The organism is Tsukamurella sp. 1534 (genome assembly GCF_000312385.1).
GTDB lineage: Bacteria > Actinomycetota > Actinomycetes > Mycobacteriales > Mycobacteriaceae > Tsukamurella.
This window is the reverse complement of record NZ_HE997626.1, coordinates 1,769,566-1,783,470: the sequence shown is the minus strand read 5'-3', so window position 1 is coordinate 1,783,470 and position 13,905 is coordinate 1,769,566. Positions and strand designations below refer to the sequence as shown.

Genomic DNA, 13,905 nt, shown 5'->3' with positions numbered 1-13,905 from the left:
GCGCCTCGCGAGCCCGCATACTCAAGGCATGTGTCCCGCTGAGCGGAACGACGGTGCCGTCGTCGCGCGCGTCGAGGCACTGCTGTCCGCGTACCGCCCCGGCGACGGGGCGCTCGGCGTCTCGGAGCTCGCGCGGCGCACCGGGCTGCCCAAGTCGACCGTGCACCGCCTCGCCGGGAATCTCGTCGACGCCGGGCTGCTGGCGCGCTCCGGCACCGCCCTGCGGCTCGGTCTCCGGCTGTTCGAGATCGGCCAGCTCGCGACGGGCCAGCGGGACCTGGTGGACGCGGCGCGGCCCGTGCTGGCCGATCTGCGCTCCGGCACCCGGAACACGGTGCACCTCGCGCGCCTGGAGGGGACGGAGGTCGTGTACTTCGACGTGGTCCCCGGCCCGGACGCGCCCGACCTGCCGTCGCGCGTGGGCGGGCGGATGCCGGCGCACGCCACCGGAGTCGGCAAGGCCATCCTCGCGTTCTCCGGCGGGGCGGTGGTGGACGCCGTCGTGGCGGCGGGCCTGCCGCGGTTGAGCACCCGCACGATCACCTCGCCCGCGCTGCTGCGCCGCCAGCTGCAGCGCATCCGGGTGGACGGCGTCGCCTACGAGCGGGAGGAGTCCGGGCGGGGAACGGTGTGCGTCGCATGTCCGGTCCTCGACGCCGACGGTGCGCCCGTCGCCGCCGTCTCGGTCGCGGGCTGGAGCAACCGGATGCGCCCGGAACGGGTGGCCCCCGCGGTCCGCGCCGCCGCCCTGACCCTCTCCCGCGTCGCGGGGTCCGGACTCTGAACGGTCATCCCACGGTGACGACGACCTTGCCCCGGACCCCTCCGCTCTCGAACCGGCGATGCGCCTGCGCGACGTCCGCCAGCTCGTAGGCTGCACCGACCACCGGCCTCAGATCCCCGGCGTCGGCCATCCGCGCGAGCTCATCCAGGAGCGCACGCTCGGGTCGGCCTCGGAAGAATCGGATCCTGCTGGTCCCGTGTACGCCGGACATCGCGATCCCGCCCAGGGCACGTACCGGACGCGCGGTGTCGAATCGCACCGCGACCATACGGCCGCCCGGCTCGAGGAGCCGCCGGTAGGCACCGAGGTCCGTGCCCACGGTGTCGATGACGACGTCGACGGTGCCGATCTCCCGCGGGACCGTACTTCGGTAGTCGAGGACCCGGTCCGCACCGAGCTCCCCGACGAAGCCAGTCGTGGGCCCACTCGCCAGTCCGATCACCTCGCCCGCTCCCAGCGCCTTGGCCACCTGCACCGCTGCGCTTCCCACGCCTCCCGCCGCCCCACGCACCAACACCCGCTCCCCCGGCCGGAGCCGGGCCTTCCGTCGCAGGGCGACCAGTGCGGTCAGTCCACCGACCGGGAGCGTCGCCGCCTCCGGAACGGAGAGCGTCTCCGGCGCCGGCGAGACCTGGTCGGGCCGGACCGCGACGTATTCCGCGAGGCTCCGCAGGGGCTGCCCCCGAGCGTCCGGCTTCTCGTCGAGCAGTCCCCACACGCGGTCCCCCGGCGAGTACCCCGTCACCGCCGCGCCCACGTCGACCACTTCCCCGACGAAGTCAAGACCTGTCTGGCGCGGGAAGGGAGCCCGCATGAACCACGGCGGCAGACCGCCGGATCGCACGATCACCTCCCCGCCGTTCACCGTCGTGGCACCGACGCGGACGAGGATCTCGTCGGCGGCCGTCACCGGTGCCGGCACCCTGCCCTCGTAGAGGACGTCCGGTGGTCCGAACCGGTCGAAGAGGGCGGCGCGCATGAATCTCTCGTCATCGGTGTTCATGTCCGCCAGAACTCGCGGCGAACGGAGGGATGTTCCCGTCACCGATAAAGTGAGAGACATGGCGGCCGCGAAGCCTCAGTCACCGTCGGGAACGCCCCCGTCACTCAGGGCCGACGCGCGACGCAATCGCGACCGGATCGTCCGCGCGGCGCGAGAGGTGTTCACCTCCCGCGGGATCGACGCGCCGCTGTCGGCGGTAGCCCGGCGCGCGGAGGTCGGACTCGCCACGCTTCACCGCCGCTTCCCCCGTCGTGAGCTGCTGGTCGCGGCCGCGTTCGACGAGCAGTTCGGTTCGTGCACCGGGGCGGTGGACGCGGCGCTCGCCGACTCCGATCCCTGGCGTGGCCTACAGACGCTCGTCCACACGGTCTGCGAGCTCCAGGTGTCGGACCGCGGGTTCACCCAGGCCTTCCTGGCGACGACTCCGCACGGAACCGATTCGGCCACGATCGCCGCGGCCGAACACGGGCTCGGCGAACTCGTGCGGAGATGCCGGGAGTCCGGAGGGGTCCGCGCCGACCTGACCGCCGACGACATCACGCTCGCGCTCATCGCCAACGCGGGCCTCGTCGCGAGACTGCGGGCCCCGCAGCGGGCCTCGGCACGGTTGGTGGGCCAACTCCTACGCGCGTTCTCCGCGTCGGGCGAGACGGCGCTTCCGCCGGCCCCTGGACTCGAACTTCGCCCGCTCCTCGCCGCTTCTGAAACCGGCGACACCCACCGGCACGACCCGGTTCAGCCTTCTCCGAAGTAGAGGGTGATCGCGGGATCGCCCGGTACGCCGCCGAACTCGACGAGAGCGAGGCCGCGACGGTCACCGTCGTGCACCGTCACCGTGACGGAGGTTCCGGCGGCGAGGGTCTTCCCCACCGACAGCCCTCGACGGCGCAGCGCCGCCCGGGCACGGCGGCGGCCGCCGGCGCCCACACCGCGCAGTCCCGCGAGGAATCCCGCCGCGGCGCGGGGGCCGAGCGTGCGCACGAGGCGCGGCCCCAGGATCGTCCCGGCGAGCAGCCCGCGCGGGCCCGCGGCGAGCAATTGGGCGATCATCCCCCGCAGCTCCCAGTGCGCGTACAGCCCGAGGATCCGGGCGCGGCCCGCGTCGTCGAGGGTCACTTCGTACCGCAGGTGCATCGGGATCCGCATCGTGACGCCCGTGCTCATCGTCGTGTACACGGTGAGGTCCCGGATCATCGTGTCGCCGGCGATCACGTCGTGTTCCACGTCGAACACGATGGTGTTGGGCGCGATGAACATGTCGTAGAACCGCGCGATCGCCGCCGGGTCACGTTGCGGCCGTGCGCCCACCGGGTCGTGCACCTCGCCGTCCGCGGCGAACAGCGCGGTCCACGCGCCCTTGTCGTGCGCGGCCACGGCGGCGGGCGAGGCCTCGACCACCGCTCGCACCGACTCCCGGGGCGGCGCCGTCACAACTTGAGCGCGTGGGTCGCGGTGGCGCCGCCGTCCGCCACGAATTCGGCGCCCGTGCTGTAGCTCGCCTCGTCGGACGCGACGAACAGGACCAGCGAGGCGATCTCGTCCGCGGTGCCCTGACGGCCGATCGGCAGGCGCTGCTTGAGCCAGTCCGTCGGCGGCTCGTTGCCGCCGAGGGCGTCCGCCACCATCGCCGTGTCGATCATCCCCGGATGCACGGAGTTCACCCGGATCCCGTACTGGCCCAGCTCCATCGCGGCCGCCTTGGTCATGCCCCGGATGGCGAACTTACTGGCCGTGTACGCCGTGAGGTAGGGCATTCCGCCCAGGCCCTCCACCGAGGACGTGTTGACGATGGATCCACCGCCGGCCGCCTTCATGGGCTCCACCGCCGATCGCATCCCGAGGAAGCAGCCGAACTGGTTGATCCGGATCACGCGCTCGTAGTCGGCGAGGGTGGTCTGCTCGAGCGCCGAGAAGAACAGCACGCCCGCGTTGTTCACCAGAACGTCGAGACCGCCGAAGGCGGTGGTGATCCGCTCGACCGCCGCCGCCCAGTCGTCCTCGTTCGTCACGTCGAGGTGCTGGTACACCGCCGCGCCGCCCAGCTCGTCCGCCAGGGCCTGCCCCTGGTCGTCGAGGACGTCGCCGAACACCACCGTCGCGCCCTCCGCGACGAACCGGCGCACGACCGCTTCGCCCTGCCCGCGCGCCCCGCCGGTGACGAGTGCGCGCTTACCGTCGAGCCTGCCCATGGTGCACCTACCCTTCCAACTGTGCGGCGACGAACATCCGGTCGTCGCGGTCCGCGAAATATCCGCCCACGGAGGCGGCCAGGTCGGCCTCGTCCCATTCGCCGCCCTCGGCGTCGAAGCGCCGCTCGAGGCTGGGCGGTGCCATGAGGGCCACCATCCCGCCGTGCACCACGAACACCTGCCCGTTGATCCGGTCGGCCTCCGGGCCGGCGAGGAAGCGCACGAACCTGCCCACGTGATCCACGGACAGCGGGTCGACGGTGCCGTCGGGCGCGTCACCGAAGACGCCTTCCGTCATGGCCGTCCGGGCACGCGGGCAGATCGCGTTGGCGCGCACGCCGTAGCGGCCGAGGCCGCGGGCGGTGGCGATGGTGAGCGCTGCGATGCCCGCCTTCGCGGCGGCGTAGTTGGGCTGTCCGACGGAGCCGAACAGGAACGCCTCCGAGGAGGTGTTGATCACCCGGCCGTACACGTCGGCCCCCGAGGTCTTGGCGCGGTCGCGCCAGTAGGCGGAGGCGTTGCGGGACAACAGGAAGTGCCCGCGCAGGTGCACCCGGACGACAGAGTCGAACTCGTCGTCGGACATGGAGAAGATCATCTTGTCCCGGCAGAACCCTGCGTTGTTCACCACGATGTCCAGGCCGCCGAGCCGCTCGGCCGCGTCCATCAACCCGTCCGCGGTCTCGCGGTCACCCGAATCGCCCAGCACCAGTTCCGCCCGGCCGCCGTCGGCGCGGATCGCGGACACGACCTCCTCGGCCGCGGGCGCGACGTCGCCGATCACGACGGCCGCGCCGCCCCGGGCCAGGGCCAGGGCCTCGGCTCGGCCGAGTCCGGCCCCGGCGCCCGTCACGATCGCCACCTTGCCGTCGAGACTCTCCAGTGCGCCCTGCGCCATCCGTGCCACCCTTCGTCAGCTGTCGCCATGAGAACGTGTTACCGATTCCGCGTACGGCTCGGTACAAGGGAAAAGTACCCCCGAGAACGCCGATTCGTTCCACTTTTCTAGAACTTGTTCTACAGTGGCGCCATGCGGATCGACTACGCCCCGGAGCAGCAGGAGCTCCGTTCGACCCTGCGTTCCTACTTCGCGCAGCTCATGACGCCGGAGCGCCGCGAGGCGCTCACGGGCGCCGGCGGCGAGTACGGCGACGGTGAGGTCTACAAGGAGATCACGCGCAAGCTCGGCCATGACGGCTGGCTCGCGATCGGCTGGCCGGAGGAGTACGGCGGCCAGGCCCGCCCCATGCTCGACCAGTTGATCTTCACCGACGAGGCCGCCATCGCCGGTGTCCCGGTTCCGTTCCTCACGGTGAACACCGTGGGCCCGGCGATCATGGCCGGCGGCACGGCCGAGCAGAAGGCCACGCTGCTGCCGGGCATCGGCGCCGGCGAGACGCACTTCTCCATCGGCTACTCCGAACCGGAGGCGGGCACCGACCTGGCCGCGCTGCGCACCCGCGCCGTGCTCGACGGCGACGACTACGTGATCAACGGCCAGAAGATGTGGACGTCACTCATCGAGTACGCCGACTACATCTGGCTCGCGGCCCGCACCGACCCCGAGGCGGCGCGGCACCGCGGCATCTCGATCCTCGTGGTGCCCACGGACTCCGAGGGATTCTCCTGGACCAAGGTGCACACGGTCGCGGGGCCCGGAACGTCCGCGACGTACTACGAGGACGTCCGGGTGCCGGCCTCGTCGGTGGTCGGAGACCTGCACGGCGGTTGGAAGCTGATCACCAACCAGCTCAATCACGAGCGCGTCGCGCTCACCTCCTCCGCGCCGCTCCTGGATTCCGAACGGCAGGTACGGCACTGGGCCCAGAACACCAAGCTGGCGGACGGATCCCGGCTCATCGACTCCGAATGGGTGCAGACCCACCTCGCCCGCGTGTACGCGCACGCCCAGTACCTCAAACTGCGCAACTGGAAGATCGCCTGGGCGGCCGACCACAGCGAGCTGGGCCCCGCCGACGCCTCGGCGACGAAGGTGTTCGGCACCGAGTACGCGACGGAGGGGTACCGGCTGTTGATGGAGGTGCTCGGCAGCGGGGCCGTGATCCGCGGGAACTCCGCCGGCGCCCTGCTCCGCGGACGCATCGAGCGCCTGCACCGCAGCTCGCTGATCCTCACCTTCGGTGGAGGTACCAACGAGATCCAGCGCGACCTGATCGCCGGAGCCGGCCTGCGGCTACCCGTGAGCCGCTGAGCGTGTAGGAGGAGAGACATGGATTTCACCGTCCCCGAGACGCAGTCCGATCTCGCGGGGCTGACCCGCGACATCGTCGAGGCCTGGGCCGCCAAGACCCCGCAACCGTCGGACGGCGGTTTCGACGCGGACCTCTGGGCCGTCCTCGCCCGCTCCGGCGTGCTCGACGCGGCGCTGCCGGGTTCCGTCGGCGGAGGCGGACTGGGGCTCCTCGCGCACAGCGCGGTCCTCACCGAGCTCGGCCGCGTGGCCGCACCCGCGCCCTACATCGACACGATCCTGCTCGCGGCGGAGGCCCTCGCCCGCCACGGCGGCCCGGAACAGCGTGAGCGCTGGTACCTCCCGCTGGTGCGCGGCACGTCGACCGCCACCGTGGTGCTCGGCGACGACCTGTCCGGGTTCACGTCCCGCACCTCGGGTACCGGCTGGACCGTCGACGGGGCGCAGACCGCCGTCTCCTCCGCAGCCTTCGCCGACCTGTTCCTCGTCGAGGCGAGCACCCCCGAGGGGCCCGCACTGTTCCTGGTCCCCCGCGACAGCGCCGGGCTGACCGTCAGCGGGCAGCACGTGGTCAACGGCACCGACGCCGCGCTCGTCGAGGCCGAGGGGCTCGTGCTGCCGCCGGACGCCCGGCTCGCCTCCGGCGACGGCGTGGCCACGGTGCGGCGCACGGCCACCATCGGCTGGTGCGCCTGGCAGGCCGGCGTCACCGAACGCGCCCTGGAGCTGACCGCCGACTACGCCCGCACCCGCGAGCAGTTCGGCAAGCAGATCGGCTCCTTCCAGGCCGTGCGGCAGCGCCTCGCCGACGCCTACATCGACGTCGAGGCCGTGCGCCTCACGGCGCTCGAGGCCGCGTGGCGGGAGTCCGAGGGGATGGACTCCGCAGCCGAGATCGCGACCGCCAAGTTCTGGGCCGCCGAGGCCGGGCACCGGGTGGCGCACACCGCCGTCCACGTGCACGGCGGCGTCGGCATCGACATGGACCACCCGACCCACCGCTACTTCATCGCCGCGAAGCGCGCCGAGTTCGCGCTCGGCGGCGCCACCGCTCACCTCCGCGCCCTGGGCGCGGTTCTCGCTGGAAGGAACCCCGCATGATCCGCAAGCTCTCCAAGACCGCCACCACCGCCATCGGCGCCTCCGACACCGCCGACTACGTGGTGATCGGTTCCGGCAGCGCGGGTTCCGTGGTGGCCGGCCGCCTCGCCGACACCGGGGCCACCGTCGCCCTGCTCGAAGCGGGCCCCGCCGACAACACGCGGATGACGCAGGTGCCGGGAATGATCACCATGGTCCACACCGTGCCGCAGATGAAGTCGCGGGTCGCGTGGAAGCAGTACTCCGTGCCGCAGAAGTTCGCCAACGACCGCCGGATCCCCATGACCCGCGGCAAGATCCTCGGCGGTTCCAGCTCCATCAACGGGATGCTGTTCGTGCGCGGCAACCGCGCCAACTACGACTCCTGGGCCGCGGAGGGCGCGACGGGATGGGACTACGAGGGGGTGCTCCCCGCGTTCAAGCGCCTCGAGAACTGGGAGGACGGCGAGAACGATCTGCGCGGCGCGGGCGGCCCCATCGAGGTCACGCGCCAGCGTGATCTCACCGAGGCCACGCAGTCGTACATGGAGGCGCTGTCGGGCACCCTGAACGCGCCCCGGATCGAGGACTACAACGGGCCGTCGCAGGAGGGCGTCAGCGTCTTCCAGGAGAGCGCCGCGGGCGGCACCCGGTACAGCTCCGCGCAGGGCTACCTGCGCACCGCCCGCCCGAATCTCCGGGTCCATGTGAACGCCCACGTCAAGCGCGTCGTCATCGAGAACGGGCGCGCCACCGGCGTGGAGGTCCTCGACGGCGCCGGCACCAGGACCATCCGCGCCAACCGCGAGGTGATCGTGTCCGCCGGCGTGATGGGCAGCGCCCAGATCCTCATGCTGTCCGGGGTCGGACCGGGGGCGCACCTGCGGGAGAAGGGGATCCATGTGCACGCGGACCTCCCCGTCGGCCAGAACCTGCACGACCACCTGTTCGTCCCGATGACCTTCCTGATGAAGGACGCCGTGCACAAGGGCACGCCCGCCTACTTCGCGAAGGGGCTCGCGAACGAGATCCGCAACCCCGGTACCACGTGGGTCGCGCGCACCGTCTTCGACGCCGTCGGCTTCGTCCGCACCTCCTACGCCAAGGACATACCGGACCTGCAGATCCACTGCCTGCCGTGGAACTACCCGGTACCGAACCAGGACGCCGACAAGCTGCACATGGTGGATCCCCGCCCGGGCCTGACGATCCTGCCGACGCTGATCTACCCGCAGAGCCGCGGCGAGCTGCGGCTGAACTCCTCGGACCCGCTGGACTCGCCGGTGATCGACCCCGGCTACCTGTCGGACCCGCAGGACACCGAGGTGCTGATGGAGGGCATCGGGATGATCCGCGAGGTGATGCGCCATCCCGCCGTCGCCGGCAAGGTGAGCGAGGAGTTCACCCCGGGCGCGGGCTACATGGACGAGACCGCCCTGCGGCGCGAGCTGCCGAACCGCGTGCACTCGGTGTACCACCCCGTGGGCACCTGCCGGATGGGCACCGACGAGCGCTCCGTGGTCGACCCGCAGTTGCGGGTCAACGGGATCGAGGGTCTGCGCGTGGCCGACGCGTCGATCATGCCCTCGGTCACCGGCGGCAACACCAACGCCCCGTCGTACATGATCGGCGAGATGTGCGCCCGGTTCCTCGGCGCCTGATGTGAGCACCGTCGCCGACCTCCTGCTCGCCCGCGCCGGGGATCCCGGCGCGGGCCTGCGGGCCGGTGACGACACCTGGACCTGGTCCGAGCACGTATCCGGCTCCGCCGCACGGGCTTCGGTCCTCGCGGAGCTGCTGCCCGATGGCGCGCCGCCCCACTTCGGAGTGCTCGCGGACAACGTCCCCGAGTTCTCGCTGCTGTTGGGCGCCGCCGCGCTGTCCGGTTCGGTCCTGGTGGGGCTCAACCCGACCCGCCGGGGCGCGGCGCTGGCCCGCGACGTGCGGATAGCGGACTGCCAGGTGGTCCTGGCGGCGGGCAGGCACCGCGCGCTCCTGGACGACGCACATTCCGGCGTCCCGGTGATCGACTTCGACGGCGCGGACTGGGCGCGCCGAATCGCCGCACACTCCGGAGCGGAACCTCCTCGTGCGGACCTCGGCCCCGAGGACCTGCTGGCGCTCGTGTTCACATCGGGCACCAGCGGCGAGCCCAAGGCCGTGCGCGCTACGCACGGCAAGTTCGTGGGCGCCGGATCCATGCTCGCACAGCGGTTCGGGCTCACGGGCGCCGACACCGCCTACGTCTCCATGCCGTTGTTCCACTCCAACGCGATGCTGGCCGGGTGGGCCGTCGCCGTGGCGTCCGGCGCGACGATCGCCCTGGCGGAACGGTTCTCGGCGTCCGGGTTCCTGCCCGACGTGCGCCGCTACGGCGCCACCTACGCGAACTACGTGGGAACCCCGCTCGCCTACATCCTCGCCACCGAGGAGAAGCCCGACGACGCGGACAACCCGCTCCGCGTCCTGTACGGCAACGAGGGCCGGGCGGACGACATCGCGGCGTTCGCAGCACGTTTCGGATGCCACGTGCAAGACGGCTACGGCTCCTCCGAGAACGGCGTGGCCATCGCCCGCACCCCGGACACCCCGGCCGACGCCCTCGGGCCGCTGCCCGACGGGGTCGCCGTGTGGCGCGTCGGCACCACCGTCGAGTGCGCCCGCGCGGACGTGGCACCCGACGGGACCCTCCGCAATCCCGACGACGCGATCGGCGAGCTCGTGAACACCGCCGGCACCGGCGGCTTCTCGGGGTACTACAACGATCCCGGCGCGGATGCGGCGCGCTCCGCCGGCGGGGTCTACCGCACGGGCGACCTGGCCTACGTCGACGCCGCGGGTTACGTGCACTTCGCGGGCCGGACTGGCGACTGGATGCGGGTGGGCGGCGAGAACCTGGGCGCCGGCCCGATCGAGCGGGCACTGCTGCGGCATCCCGACATCGCAGAGGCCGCCGTGTACGGCCTCCCGGACCGGGTGGGCGATCAGGTCGCGGCCGCGGTGGTCCCGCGTCCCGGGGCGCGGATCGATCCCGCCGAGGTCGCGGAGTTCATGTCCGCCCAACCGGATCTGGGACCGCGGCAGCGGCCCCGCCGGCTCCGGGTGGTCGCGGAGCTTCCGCGCACCCCCTCGTTCAAAGTGCTCAAGCGGGCCCTCGTCGCCGACGGGGCGGACGCCACCGTCGAGCTACCCGGGTAGCAGCGCGCGCACCGCGTCGATCGTGTCGGCCTGCTCCGCGGTCTTGTCGGGCCGGTATCGCAGTACCCGCGCGAACCGCAGGGCGACGCCGCCGGGGTAGCGGCGGGAGGTCTGCACCCCGTCGAGCTCGATCTCGACCACGATCTCGGGGCGCAGGTACACCGTGTGCTCGTCCCGCTCGCGCTCATGGCGCGGGAACTCCTCCGTCTGCCAGCGCAACAGGGCGTCGGTGAGCCCCTTGAAGGTCTTGCCCACCATGATCGGCTCGCCCCCGTCCGGGTCGCGCGCGCCGAGGTGCAGGTTGGACAGCATCCCAGTGCGCCGCCCGTACCCCCACTCCGCGCCGAGCACCACGAGGTCCAGGGTGTGGGTCTGCTTGACCTTCTGCCACGCGCGGCCGCGGCGCCCTGCGGCGTAGGGCGAGTCGAGTGCCTTCACCATCACGCCCTCATGACCGGCACCGAGTGCGGCGGCGAGGTGGCCGGCCGCCTCCTCCGCGGACGGTCGCGTGAGGGCGGGGATGCGCAGCTCGCCCGCGACCGACTGGAGCGCGTCGAGGCGCACGGAGAGCGGCTCGTCGAGCAGGTCCCGCCCGTCCAGGTGCAGGCAGTCGAAGAAGTAGGGGCGCAACGCGGTCGAGCCGTCGGCGTCCTCCGCCGAGCCGAACCGGCTCATCGTCTCCTGGAACGGCCGCGGCCGCCCCGCGTCGGTGAGGGCCAGTGACTCCCCGTCGAGGACCACGGATTCGCACGGCAGTTCCCGTGCCAGCGCGACGATCTCGGGCACGGCGCCGGTGATGTCCCGCAGGGTGCGGGTGTACACGCGCACGTCGTCGCCCGCGCGGTGAACCTGGACCCGCGCACCGTCGAGCTTGAACTCGACGCTCACGTCCGCGCCGAGGTCCGCCAGCGCGGAGTCGAGATCCTCGGCCGGCGAGGCGAGCATGGGCGAGACGCCCCGCAGCACCTCGAGCCCGAACCCGGCCAGTTCCTCCGCCCCGCCTCGGAGCGCGGCGGCCGCGGTCTCGGGCAGCGAGCCCGAGAGCATCGATGCGCGGCGCACGGTGTCGAGGGGGACGGCCGCGGCGCGGGCCACCGCGTCCGTGACGACGCCCGCGAGCGCTCCGTGCCGCACCTCCCCCGTGATCAGCCCCACGAGGAATCGTTGCTCGGGTTCGGTGGCGCGGCCGAACAGCGCGGCGAGCACGGCGTCACGCCGGGCGGAGGAGCCGGCACCCGAGGTGCCGGCCAGTTCGTCGAGGGCCGCGGTGACGTCGGCGACCGTGAGGGACGGTTCCGAGGCGCGCGGCGCGCCGTCGGCGACGGTCCGCGCGAGCGTGCGCCACCCGGTGCCCAGGCGACCCTGCAGCAGCGTCCCGGACAGCCAGGCGACCACGGGCAGCACGTCCTCCGGCCCGGCGGCGGCGATCACCCGCGCGAGGGCCTCGATCTTCGCGGTGCGGGACCGGGTGGCGCCCACCTCGGCGGACGCGGCGACGACATCGGCGAACAGCACGCGACGATTGTCGCGCACGGCACCGACATGCGGGCACCACCTGACGACAGGCCGGCGACAGCGCCACGACAGCGCGGTCCGGCACCGTCGTCGGCATGACAGTCACACAGATGCGGACGGGGCCCGGCCCCGCCTCCCCCACCGACCTCGCGATCGACGCGACGGGCCTGGTCAAGCACTTCGGCGCCACCCGGGCCGTGAACGGCGTGGACCTGCAGGTGCCCACCGGCACCGTCTACGGCGTGCTCGGCCCCAACGGCGCCGGCAAGACGACCACGATCAGCATGCTCGCGACGCTGCTGCGTCCCGACGCCGGGAGCGCCCGGATCTTCGGCCACGACGTGGTCGCGGAGTCCACCACCGTGCGCTCCCTCATCGGGGTCACCGGCCAGCACGCCTCCGTGGACGAGGATCTGACGGCGAATCAGAACCTCGTTCTGTTCGCGCGCCTGCTGGGCAAGAGCCGGGCCGCGAGCCGCGCCCGCGCCGACGAGCTGCTGCACGCCTTCGCCCTCGAGGATGCGGCGGACCGGCCACTCAAGGAGTTCTCCGGCGGCATGCGGCGCCGCCTCGACCTGGCGGCGAGCCTGATCGACACCCCGCCGCTGCTGTTCCTCGACGAGCCGACGACGGGGCTCGACCCGCGGACCCGGTCCCAGATGTGGGAGACCATTCGCGGCCTCGTCCGGGACGGTGCGACGGTGCTGCTCACCACCCAGTACCTCGACGAGGCCGACCAGCTCGCCGACAGGATCGCCGTGATCGACCACGGCCTGGTGATCGCCGACGGCACCGCCGACCAGCTCAAGCAGTCGGTGGGCTCGTCGACCCTGCAGCTCACCCCCGCCGACCGCGCCGATGCCGCGGTCGTCGCGCGGACCGTGGAGGCGGTGCTCGGCGAACCCGCCGCGCTCAGCCCCGAGGCCTCCCGGGTGACGGCCACCCTGCATCGTCCCGACCTGGTGCCCGATGTGCTGATCACACTGCGGGAGCACGACATCGCCGTCGAGGAGATCGCCGTCCAGAAACCCAGCCTCGACGAGGTCTTCCTCACCCTCACCGGGCGCGCCGACCCCGGTGCCGACCACGACAACGCCGAGGAGGCGTCATGACCACCACTCTCACCGCCGCCCCGGCAGCGCCGCCGGATCACGTCGGTCTCACCGAGACCGTCCGCCAGTCGTTCACCATGGGGTGGCGCGGCCTGCTCAAGCTGCGGCACAACCCGGAGCAGTTGTTCGACGTGATCCTCCAGCCCGTCGTGTTCACGCTGATGTTCGCGTACATCTTCGGCGGTGCGATCAGCGGCGACGTGCACAGCTACCTCCCCGTGATCATCCCCGGCATCCTCGTCCAGACCGTGATCGTGGCCTCCATCGTCACCGGCACCCAGCTGCGGGAGGACATGGACAAAGGTGTGTTCGACCGCTTCCGGTCGCTGCCCATCGCCCGGATCAGCCCGTTGGCCGGCGCGCTCCTCGCCGATGTGGTGCGATACCTCATCGCCACCGCCATCACGTTCGTCGTGGGGATCGCGATGGGGTGGCGCCCCGATCCGGTCGGCGTGATCGCCTCCACGGCACTCATCCTGTTCTGCAGCTTCGCGGTCTCGTGGATCTTCGCCCTCATGGGCTGCTTGATGCGGAAGGCGACCTCGGTCCAGGGCGTCTCGATGATGATCATGTTCCCGCTCACGTTCCTGTCCAACGCCTTCGTCCCGGTGGACACCATGCCGGGCTGGCTGCAGGCCTTCGTCGACGTCAACCCGGTGAGCCACCTGGTCTCCGCGGTCCGGGAACTCTGCAACGCGGGGCACGCGGGGATGCACGTGGTGTGGAGCCTGGTGGGCGCCGTGGCACTGATCGCTGTCTTCGCTCCGCTCGCCGTGCGCGCCTACATCCGCAACGCCCGCTGAGCCACTGAA

At 72.1% G+C, this 13,905-nt stretch carries 13 protein-coding genes; 8 read left to right on the top strand and 5 right to left on the bottom strand.

Annotation, left to right across the window (positions count from 1 at the left end; all coding sequences use genetic code 11):
* The first annotated feature begins 28 nt into the window (after positions 1-28).
* The gene (locus BN39_RS08660; protein ID WP_019201989.1) at positions 29-784 is read left to right on the top strand and encodes an IclR family transcriptional regulator; all 756 of its coding nucleotides are present in this window, start codon (positions 29-31) and stop codon (positions 782-784) included.
* Between the two features lie 4 nt (positions 785-788).
* Here BN39_RS08660 and BN39_RS08655 read toward each other — a convergent pair whose 3' ends face one another.
* Positions 789-1,763, bottom strand: a complete 975-nt coding sequence (locus BN39_RS08655) for an NAD(P)-dependent alcohol dehydrogenase (protein ID WP_040767071.1) — start codon at positions 1,761-1,763, stop codon at positions 789-791.
* A gap of 82 nt (positions 1,764-1,845) precedes the next feature.
* Here BN39_RS08655 and BN39_RS08650 point away from each other — a divergent pair, with 82 nt between their 5' ends.
* Positions 1,846-2,541 (top strand): TetR/AcrR family transcriptional regulator, encoded by a 696-nt coding sequence (locus tag BN39_RS08650; protein ID WP_051158866.1) that lies wholly within the window; start codon positions 1,846-1,848, stop codon positions 2,539-2,541.
* Here BN39_RS08650 and BN39_RS08645 read toward each other — a convergent pair.
* Genes BN39_RS08645 through BN39_RS08635 form a run of 3 tightly spaced genes read right to left on the bottom strand, consistent with a single transcriptional unit; the run spans position 2,523 to position 4,874 of the window.
* Complete coding sequence (locus tag BN39_RS08645; protein WP_019201986.1) at positions 2,523-3,218, bottom strand: nuclear transport factor 2 family protein; 696 nt, start codon at positions 3,216-3,218, stop codon at positions 2,523-2,525. The genes BN39_RS08650 and BN39_RS08645 overlap by 19 nt on opposite strands.
* The gene (locus tag BN39_RS08640; protein WP_019201985.1) at positions 3,215-3,976 is read right to left on the bottom strand and encodes a glucose 1-dehydrogenase; all 762 of its coding nucleotides are present in this window, start codon (positions 3,974-3,976) and stop codon (positions 3,215-3,217) included. Before BN39_RS08640 ends, BN39_RS08645 begins: the two co-directional genes overlap by 4 nt.
* 7 nt (positions 3,977-3,983) lie before the next feature.
* Positions 3,984-4,874 carry a 3-oxoacyl-ACP reductase gene (locus BN39_RS08635; protein ID WP_019201984.1) on the bottom strand — a complete coding sequence of 297 codons (891 nt, stop codon included), beginning with the start codon at positions 4,872-4,874 and terminating at the stop codon, positions 3,984-3,986.
* 132 nt (positions 4,875-5,006) lie between these two features.
* Here BN39_RS08635 and BN39_RS08630 point away from each other — a divergent pair, with 132 nt between their 5' ends.
* From BN39_RS08630 to BN39_RS08615, 4 genes are read left to right on the top strand one after another with little or no spacing between them, the layout of a single operon-like run.
* The gene (locus BN39_RS08630) at positions 5,007-6,188 is read left to right on the top strand and encodes an acyl-CoA dehydrogenase family protein (RefSeq protein WP_019201983.1); all 1,182 of its coding nucleotides are present in this window, start codon (positions 5,007-5,009) and stop codon (positions 6,186-6,188) included.
* 18 nt (positions 6,189-6,206) lie between these two features.
* On the top strand, positions 6,207-7,289 hold the full coding sequence (locus tag BN39_RS08625; protein WP_019201982.1) for an acyl-CoA dehydrogenase family protein: 1,083 nt from the start codon (positions 6,207-6,209) through the stop codon (positions 7,287-7,289).
* Positions 7,286-8,929: a GMC family oxidoreductase gene (locus BN39_RS08620; protein ID WP_019201981.1), complete on the top strand. Its 1,644-nt coding sequence runs from the start codon at positions 7,286-7,288 to the stop codon at positions 8,927-8,929. The genes BN39_RS08625 and BN39_RS08620 overlap by 4 nt, the downstream gene beginning before the upstream one ends.
* Before the next feature lies 1 nt (position 8,930).
* Positions 8,931-10,466: a long-chain-fatty-acid--CoA ligase gene (locus tag BN39_RS08615; RefSeq protein WP_019201980.1), complete on the top strand. Its 1,536-nt coding sequence runs from the start codon at positions 8,931-8,933 to the stop codon at positions 10,464-10,466.
* On the opposite strand, the gene BN39_RS08610 is transcribed toward BN39_RS08615, so the two are convergent.
* Positions 10,455-11,981, bottom strand: a complete 1,527-nt coding sequence (locus tag BN39_RS08610; RefSeq protein ID WP_019201979.1) for an ATP-dependent DNA ligase — start codon at positions 11,979-11,981, stop codon at positions 10,455-10,457. The two genes, BN39_RS08615 and BN39_RS08610, sit on opposite strands and share 12 nt — an antisense overlap.
* A gap of 95 nt (positions 11,982-12,076) precedes the next feature.
* On the opposite strand from BN39_RS08610, the gene BN39_RS08605 reads away from it, so the two are divergent.
* Together BN39_RS08605 and BN39_RS08600 are read left to right on the top strand one after the other, a co-directional pair.
* Positions 12,077-13,093 carry an ATP-binding cassette domain-containing protein gene (locus tag BN39_RS08605; protein WP_051158864.1) on the top strand — a complete coding sequence of 339 codons (1,017 nt, stop codon included), beginning with the start codon at positions 12,077-12,079 and terminating at the stop codon, positions 13,091-13,093.
* Entirely contained in the window at positions 13,090-13,896 is an 807-nt protein-coding gene (locus tag BN39_RS08600) for an ABC transporter permease (RefSeq protein ID WP_019201977.1), read from the top strand. The genes BN39_RS08605 and BN39_RS08600 overlap by 4 nt, the downstream gene beginning before the upstream one ends.
* Positions 13,897-13,905 lie beyond the last annotated feature (9 nt).

What these genes read in the sequence shown, in the direction of transcription:
- BN39_RS08620 (WP_019201981.1), top strand. Translation starts at nt 7,286, where the DNA reads ATGATCCGCAAGCTCTCCAAGACCGCCACCACCGCCATCGGCGCCTCC.
- BN39_RS08660 (WP_019201989.1), top strand. Translation starts at nt 29, where the DNA reads ATGTGTCCCGCTGAGCGGAACGACGGTGCCGTCGTCGCGCGCGTCGAG.
- BN39_RS08630 (WP_019201983.1), top strand. Translation starts at nt 5,007, where the DNA reads ATGCGGATCGACTACGCCCCGGAGCAGCAGGAGCTCCGTTCGACCCTG.
- BN39_RS08640 (WP_019201985.1), bottom strand. Translation starts at nt 3,976, where the DNA reads ATGGGCAGGCTCGACGGTAAGCGCGCACTCGTCACCGGCGGGGCGCGC.
- BN39_RS08605 (WP_051158864.1), top strand. Translation starts at nt 12,077, where the DNA reads ATGACAGTCACACAGATGCGGACGGGGCCCGGCCCCGCCTCCCCCACC.
- BN39_RS08655 (WP_040767071.1), bottom strand. Translation starts at nt 1,763, where the DNA reads ATGCGCGCCGCCCTCTTCGACCGGTTCGGACCACCGGACGTCCTCTAC.
- BN39_RS08600 (WP_019201977.1), top strand. Translation starts at nt 13,090, where the DNA reads ATGACCACCACTCTCACCGCCGCCCCGGCAGCGCCGCCGGATCACGTC.
- BN39_RS08635 (WP_019201984.1), bottom strand. Translation starts at nt 4,874, where the DNA reads ATGGCGCAGGGCGCACTGGAGAGTCTCGACGGCAAGGTGGCGATCGTG.
- BN39_RS08650 (WP_051158866.1), top strand. Translation starts at nt 1,846, where the DNA reads ATGGCGGCCGCGAAGCCTCAGTCACCGTCGGGAACGCCCCCGTCACTC.
- BN39_RS08625 (WP_019201982.1), top strand. Translation starts at nt 6,207, where the DNA reads ATGGATTTCACCGTCCCCGAGACGCAGTCCGATCTCGCGGGGCTGACC.